Origin of the sequence: Psychrobacter sp. CAL346-MNA-CIBAN-0220 (assembly GCF_040309805.1) — a bacterium.
In the GTDB taxonomy this organism is placed as follows: Bacteria; Pseudomonadota; Gammaproteobacteria; order Pseudomonadales; family Moraxellaceae; genus Psychrobacter.
Genome location: NZ_JBEOPF010000795.1, coordinates 1 through 231, shown reverse-complemented (window position 1 = coordinate 231; position 231 = coordinate 1). Strand labels below are relative to the sequence as shown.

Below are 231 nucleotides of genomic sequence, written 5' to 3'. Positions count from 1 at the left end.
CGTGTGGAGAGCATGGATTCTGCGGTGCAAACGTTCCTATACCTTGCTATACCTGTATTCATTTCCAGCCGTGGCTTGATGGTCCTCATAAAGAGGTATATCAGGACTTACTGGATGAACGAGAGCGAATCAAAGATATTACTGGTGATATAGAGGTAGCAGCAATACTGGATAGGAGCATCGTTGCTGTAGCTGATGTTATTATGCGCTGTGAAAAGCGTCATGCTGAAC

Annotated in this window: 1 pseudogene; it reads left to right on the top strand. The window is 45.0% G+C overall.

The features are described from left to right. Nucleotides 1–231 (top strand): annotated as a pseudogene (locus tag AAEY88_RS15700) (site-specific integrase); the annotation flags it as partial.